Here is a 6,038-nt window from a genome sequence, read left to right as displayed (position 1 = left end):
ACCGGAATCAATCCAACCGCAGGCACGCTCAACTACCACCTCACCCCTGCCCACAGATTACACAATTGTATCACCCGCGAATCGGTCACAGGAACTAGCGACAGGCGCGCGTGACTTCGGCCAACCTGGCCGGATCGGCGATACAGGCCTCGAAGTAGCCGCAGAAGCTACAGACCAGAGCGAGAATGGGGTGAGTATTGCGTCATCCATGCAGTGGAAATGAAGACAGGGCTATCGCCAATCGCAATCCCGTTCGGCCTGGCGAACACACTTGACAATTGCATTTTGGGCAGATGCCGTTCTTCAAACCTTTCACCAAGAGGGGTTGAGAACCACCTGTCATGCTAACAACTGCGCTATGCGATGCACGCCATTCAGCCCTTTAGACAACACCTGGATACCTTTCAGGCTAACATCATCGCGCTGTAGTCACCTAACGGCAGAAGTATCAGCCAGGCACTCAGCGTGTAGGTTGTGACATTGTATCAGGTGAGACGCACAAGGTCATCGAGAAGGAAACGGCAACAATATGAGATGGCTTTCAATATACGCCAAAACGACAAACATGCAAGCCAGATCATACACGTTAAGGCGAAAGACTGGAAGCGCCTCGCTGCGTCCGGCCACACCAATCACGTTACCTGCAGCAAGTCAACACCAACTCTCACCCGACCATTCCACGCGCCGGCGCGACTCACATTGATGCTTATGTGACGCTCAGAGTGCCATTACCAGAGCAAAGCGTTGACGGCAAATCCCATTACCATCTGTGAAGCTATGCCTGGAAATTCGGATGGCAATTCACATAGCTACCGGACCGGGAATGCGAGATCACGTCAGATTACAGAATAGTTTCCTGAGATAAGGAGAACGAAAGCCATTGCCGTCACATCACTATGCCCTGATACCGCACAGATAGAGATTTTTAGGCAATACGTAGCGAAGGATGGTCAAGAGCAACCACTATCGATATGCTGAAATCTTGCTCCCTGGGCTTGCCAGCAGACGCATTTCATCGTTTTGTGCCAACAGCACCGTATTTATCGCAATGCGCATCTGGTCTGGCAGATTCTGGCTGGAGTTTAACCATCTTGACAAAACCCGATCCTCATTCTATAGTAATTTCCAATTTAGAACTTTCTCTATGATTGATATTTGTACTTTTTCGCAACTATTTGCTTCATCGATCAGAGTGTATCCAGGGTTTACTCAACACATCACCCAACAAAGTTTGCCCAGACAAACATTGCACGAAAGAGGCGGGGCGGTCTACAACTCGAAATCGCTGTGATCATGTAGTTAGCGCCGGTCATACCGTGATCGTAGATACCTTTCCAGGCAATCTTTGCTGAGAAAAAAGAAAGCCCAACTCTCGCTTGCAGCCGCGATCACGCTGCCGTGTGGCACAGGTGAAACGCAAACAGGAAATCGCTATGCGTTCACAAATCAAATGGCTACTCCCACTATCCATCGGAGCAGGGCTGATCGCGCTGTATCTCTGGCCTACCCCCAACGTTCCGTTTGACCAGTTGTATGCCAACGTGGATCCCGCTACTGCTAAAGCACTCCAATCCTTCCGCAAAGCGAATCCGCCACAGTCCCTGCGCATTGCAGGAGCGACGTGGGAATATGTTGCTGTCGGACAAGGACCAGAGACGCTGCTCTTTTTGCATGGCATGACGGGATCTTATGACATCTGGTGGCAACAAATTGAAGCATTACAGAAACAATATCGTATCATATCGGTAACCTATCCACCTGTACACAGTTTGGGTGAGTTAGAAGCAGGCATTCTGGCTATTCTTGATCGGGAAGGAGCGCAAGAGTTTACGGTTATTGGCACATCCCTGGGTGGATATTTTGCCCAATATCTGATGACGCAACATCCTGATCGAATTCGCCGCGCAGTCTTGTCAAACACGTTCCCACCCAACAACTTGATTGCCGAGAAGAATCGCGCGTTGGGGGCAATACTACCCTATTTGCCTGAATGGCTGGTCTTATCGGTATTCCGAAACAATTTTCAGCAAACCATTTATCCAACTTCAGACTATGATGAGCTAACTCTGGCATTCTTGAATGAAATTAGCTATGGAAGAATAAGTAAGGCGCAATTGGTGGGACGTTATCACTGCGTCATTGAGAAGTTTATCGTCTCGACAACCACCAGACCGGTACTGATAATCGAGTCAGATAACGATCCGCTCGTGGAATTGACACTGCGAGAACAATTGAAAGCTACTTATCCGACGGCGAAGATCTATACCTTCTTAGCCGCAGGGCATTTTCCTTATCTCAACCGCGCTCAAGAGTATACGCGCCTGTTGATCGACTTTTTGCGTGAATAACTAGAGATATTTCTGCAACGTCACTCAACCCACCTACACCATACAGCGCAGTCCATCAGGCACGTGATCGCGATAACGCTTAAGCATTCAATGTTTGGGAGATCCGCATGTCAGAAGACCTTTCCCACTTGAGTCGTGAAGCACAGGCGCTATGGGAGCAAAACGCCGCATTTTGGGATGACTATATGGGCGAAGGCGGCTCGTTTCAGCGCGAACTCATCGGCCCTCTGACCGAGCGGCTGCTCGATCTGCGCGCAGGCGAGCGGGTCCTGGACATCGCTTGCGGCAATGGTGCGTTCTCGCGCCATATGGCCAGCCTGGGCGTCGATGTGGTCGCATGTGATTTCAGCGCAACGTTTCTGGAACGGGCCCAGGCTCGCACAACAACGGGCGCAGCCCGCATTGTCTATCGGCAGATAGACGCTACGCAGTTGGAGCAGTTGCTCGCTCTCGGCGAACGGCGCTTCGACGCCGCAGTATGCACAATGGCGCTGATGGATATGGCGACTCTGGATCCGCTCTTCGTGGCGTTAAGCCGCATGCTCAAACCTGGTGGACGATTTGTCTTCTCAGTGATGCATCCGTGTTTCAACACCGTTGGCACGCGCAAGATGCTGGTCGAAGAAGACCGCGATGGGGAAATCTTGGTCACGCGCGCTGTCATTCAGACCCACTACAGCACGCCACAGATCAGCAAAGGCCTGGGCATCATCGGCCAACCCGCGCCGCAATACTATTTTCACCGTCCGCTCAATGCGCTTTTGAAGCCTGCTTTCCACGTGGGATTTGTGTTGGATGCGTTGGAAGAACCGGTTTTCCAGCGCAGCGAGGAAGCGCGGCGACCATTAAGCTGGGATCACTTCACGGAAATTCCGCCAGTGCTCATCGCGCGGCTGCGGCTGATAACCGGCTTGAGTGGTGAGACGGGCAGCGCGCGCTCGCCGGTTTTCCGTCGCGCAAAGACCAGACGCCCGGCGAGAAGACGCTGTAACGCGAGCGCGCGCCTGAGTTTGCATTGCAGCCGCTGCGCCTTCGAGCGCGCGATAGGGTGACATTGCGCGCTTGACCCGACAGAAAGTAGCTTTCGGGTAGCTAATTTCTTACACGGAAAAGTCGAGAGAACGATGAACAAGCTCATTACGTGTTACGGATGCGGCGCGTTGGTCAGTGATCTTCCGGGAGAGCCACACCGATACATTGGAGCCAGCGCAGGTTGCTGGGAAATCTATGGCGAAATTCTTGCTAAAGAATATGGATCGTATGATGATCTTGAAACTGTGCATCGGCTGACTGTGGATACCTATGCCGTTCAACATCCCGGAAAACCTTCACGCCAATCTATTCAGTCAGTCAATACGCACCTGATAAGTCTTTACCTGGTGCTAGAAAATGGGTATACAGGCAAGGAAGCTACCCGCGCGATCAGGAACGTTTTAACATACGCAAACAAGTTTGTATGGCTAGAGCCGCCTGTTCCAAATGGACAGATAACGGTGTTAGATGTTGTCAAAGCGCAAGATATCGCTGCGCATCAAGAGCTGGTTCACAAATGGGCTAGATCGGTCTGGCAGGCCTGGTCGGCCTATCACCACGTCATTCAACGACTGGCAAGGAGGCGCAACACTTCGCCATAACGCTATCCAACTCCCGAACCATCATGGGCAGTGCCGTGAGGATGAAACGTGGTTGGCAAAGAAAATAACTCTGAAGGAGCAATCGCACGAGATCCATGGCGGCAGGTTCCGGTCTCTGGTTATCTGACATAGTTACTGACCTTCAGTATCACCAGTTCGTGTCTGTGTTCCGCCGCCAGCTTCATCGGCTGATTCTCCGCTACCCTTCAGGCCGAAAGAGTGGCTCAATTCATGGAGCAATTCCTGTGCCCCGACAACAGCGAGGCGCAAATTATCACTTCACAAACAACCTTGCGGGATAGATTTGGCGCCGAGCGACCTGCCGTCAATTTTGAAATGCAATGCGTAGATGAACGTGGTAACATTGTGCGAACGCCAAGCCCAGACTACGCTTATTCCTGGATTGTAGCGCTCATGATGATTAGTGTGGGAGTATCGGCAGTGCTGGCCTTGCTGTTGGCTGCCCCGTCAGGCATCGTCATCAGCCTCCTCACGCATCGTGTATAAGCAGCCAACCGCCAATAATGCCAGGCAATCCATCCGTTGCAGGAAACGTCAAGCCAAGTCCTGCGCCACCAGACCCGAACCCAGCGCGCCAGCGTTGCCTGCCAAAGCCTGTTAGGATCATTGAACTGCCGCTCTTGCCGCTGTGCGGTTGACCCCTATTGTTGCACATCAGGAAGGCGCTGTCTATTACAGCAGCCAAACCTGCTACAATAGGAAGACCTAATGCGCTTGCAGCGGACGGCTACGCTCCATTGCGTTTGGTTCGCCGCCGCGGAGTGCAACCCCTTGGACGGCATAGCTGGGACGGCTTGCGCCTTCGTATCGAGTCATCAAACCATCAGCAGGCGCTGGTGGCGAGAGGAGCTGCTATTGTGGAGACCCGGCGACAGCTTACACCCGAAGACGTGCAACAGGCACTTGCGGCGCTTGGCCTGGAGATACAGATCATGACATTCGACGTTTCGACCGCGACCGCGCCGCAGGCTGCCGCAGCAATCGGCGCCGGGTTGGGAAGCATTGTCAAGAGTCTCTGCTTCATAATCGACGATCAACCAATGATTGTGCTTACTGCCGGCGATCAGCGCGTCGATGATCGGAAACTTGGCGCGTTGTATAACGTTAGCCGCAAGAAAGTAAAGATTGCCGACGCGGAGACAACGATTGCCGTGACCGGCTACGCGCCGGGTGGAGTGCCGCCCATCGGTCACCGAACCCCGCTGCCGGTGCTGATCGATCAGACTCTGTCCCGCTTTGAAGTCGTCTATGCGGCAGCAGGCTCGGCACGTTCGATTTTCCCGATACCATTCGCAACCCTGGTCACTATCACCAAAGGGCGGATTGTGGATGTGGTGAAGGATTGAGGCGCCGAAGCCGATTTGACTTCATCGCCTGAGGTTGACTAAAACGGAATTGCGCTCGTAGCCTGATCAGAAAGCGATGGCAGGAACGGAGTAAGCGACGCCTGGTCAATGGATTGATCAGACTGCAAGACGATCCGATGTTCTTTACCTGAACCGACCCGCTTTCGCCAGACAACCCGCAGTATGTTCTACGGCCAAACCAGTTGCACTTCAGCAAGAATTGCTAAGCAAGGCGCTGATGCCTGGCTACAAACCTGTTTGATCGCCTGGTCTGAATGAAACAAGCAACAAGCGCCTTTGCAAACCCCTTCGACCATATCCTGCGAATCAATGTGCATATCTATCATCAAACAACAGATAGCCATGGTACAAAAGCCGTGTTTCTCATCAGGGTCGCCACGTAGTGGCGTAATATAACGTTCTATAAAGCGCTGACATATAAAATCGGCAATCGCATTCCGGTCTTGTTGCTTCTCTAATTCACGATACCTTGTGATTGTCATCGAGGAAGAGAGTTTCACATCGTCCATAAACGTTTCCACTGCAGATGTGCTGACGGCATGTGATTCAGTCTCGCATCCGGCTGCAACCGCTTGTTAGACCACTCTCAAAGTTGAGTAGACATCCGATTCACCTGTTTCATCAGACTGCGCACATTTCCCAAACAACATGAACCTTGTGGATTTCGC

6 protein-coding genes are annotated in these 6,038 nt (G+C 52.3%); 5 read left to right on the top strand and 1 reads right to left on the bottom strand.

What is annotated here, in order from left to right:
• Nucleotides 1-1,433: 1,433 nt before the first annotated feature.
• The 5 genes from Q0650_RS12735 to Q0650_RS12715 all read left to right on the top strand — a co-directional run bounded on the left by Q0650_RS12735 (nucleotide 1,434) and on the right by Q0650_RS12715 (nucleotide 5,349).
• On the top strand, nucleotides 1,434-2,348 hold the full coding sequence (locus tag Q0650_RS12735; RefSeq protein ID WP_298819523.1) for an alpha/beta fold hydrolase: 915 nt from the start codon (nucleotides 1,434-1,436) through the stop codon (nucleotides 2,346-2,348).
• 107 nt (nucleotides 2,349-2,455) lie between these two features.
• Entirely contained in the window at nucleotides 2,456-3,400 is a 945-nt protein-coding gene (locus Q0650_RS12730) for a class I SAM-dependent methyltransferase (protein ID WP_298819521.1), read from the top strand.
• A 72-nt stretch (nucleotides 3,401-3,472) separates the two neighbouring features.
• The gene (locus Q0650_RS12725; protein WP_298819519.1) at nucleotides 3,473-3,982 is read left to right on the top strand and encodes a DUF5946 family protein; all 510 of its coding nucleotides are present in this window, start codon (nucleotides 3,473-3,475) and stop codon (nucleotides 3,980-3,982) included.
• Between the two features lie 231 nt (nucleotides 3,983-4,213).
• Complete coding sequence (locus Q0650_RS12720) at nucleotides 4,214-4,489, top strand: hypothetical protein (RefSeq protein WP_298819518.1); 276 nt, start codon at nucleotides 4,214-4,216, stop codon at nucleotides 4,487-4,489.
• Between the two features lie 371 nt (nucleotides 4,490-4,860).
• Nucleotides 4,861-5,349: a YbaK/EbsC family protein gene (locus Q0650_RS12715; RefSeq protein ID WP_298819516.1), complete on the top strand. Its 489-nt coding sequence runs from the start codon at nucleotides 4,861-4,863 to the stop codon at nucleotides 5,347-5,349.
• 188 nt (nucleotides 5,350-5,537) lie between these two features.
• Here the strand turns inward: Q0650_RS12715 and Q0650_RS12710 are convergent, their stop codons facing one another.
• Nucleotides 5,538-5,879: a hypothetical protein gene (locus tag Q0650_RS12710; protein WP_298819514.1), complete on the bottom strand. Its 342-nt coding sequence runs from the start codon at nucleotides 5,877-5,879 to the stop codon at nucleotides 5,538-5,540.
• Nucleotides 5,880-6,038: the final 159 nt, after the last annotated feature.

Source organism: uncultured Chloroflexus sp., from assembly GCF_937129525.1.
Taxonomy (GTDB): Bacteria; Chloroflexota; Chloroflexia; order Chloroflexales; family Chloroflexaceae; genus Chloroflexus.
The sequence above is the reverse complement of the archived record's forward strand: the minus strand, read 5'-3'. Positions and strand labels throughout refer to the sequence as shown.

Excerpts from the sequence above, each read along its gene's own strand:
- Q0650_RS12710 (WP_298819514.1), bottom strand. The coding sequence starts at position 5,879 with ATGGACGATGTGAAACTCTCTTCCTCGATGACAATCACAAGGTATCGT.
- Q0650_RS12720 (WP_298819518.1), top strand. The coding sequence starts at position 4,214 with ATGGAGCAATTCCTGTGCCCCGACAACAGCGAGGCGCAAATTATCACT.
- Q0650_RS12730 (WP_298819521.1), top strand. The coding sequence starts at position 2,456 with ATGTCAGAAGACCTTTCCCACTTGAGTCGTGAAGCACAGGCGCTATGG.
- Q0650_RS12725 (WP_298819519.1), top strand. The coding sequence starts at position 3,473 with ATGAACAAGCTCATTACGTGTTACGGATGCGGCGCGTTGGTCAGTGAT.
- Q0650_RS12735 (WP_298819523.1), top strand. The coding sequence starts at position 1,434 with ATGCGTTCACAAATCAAATGGCTACTCCCACTATCCATCGGAGCAGGG.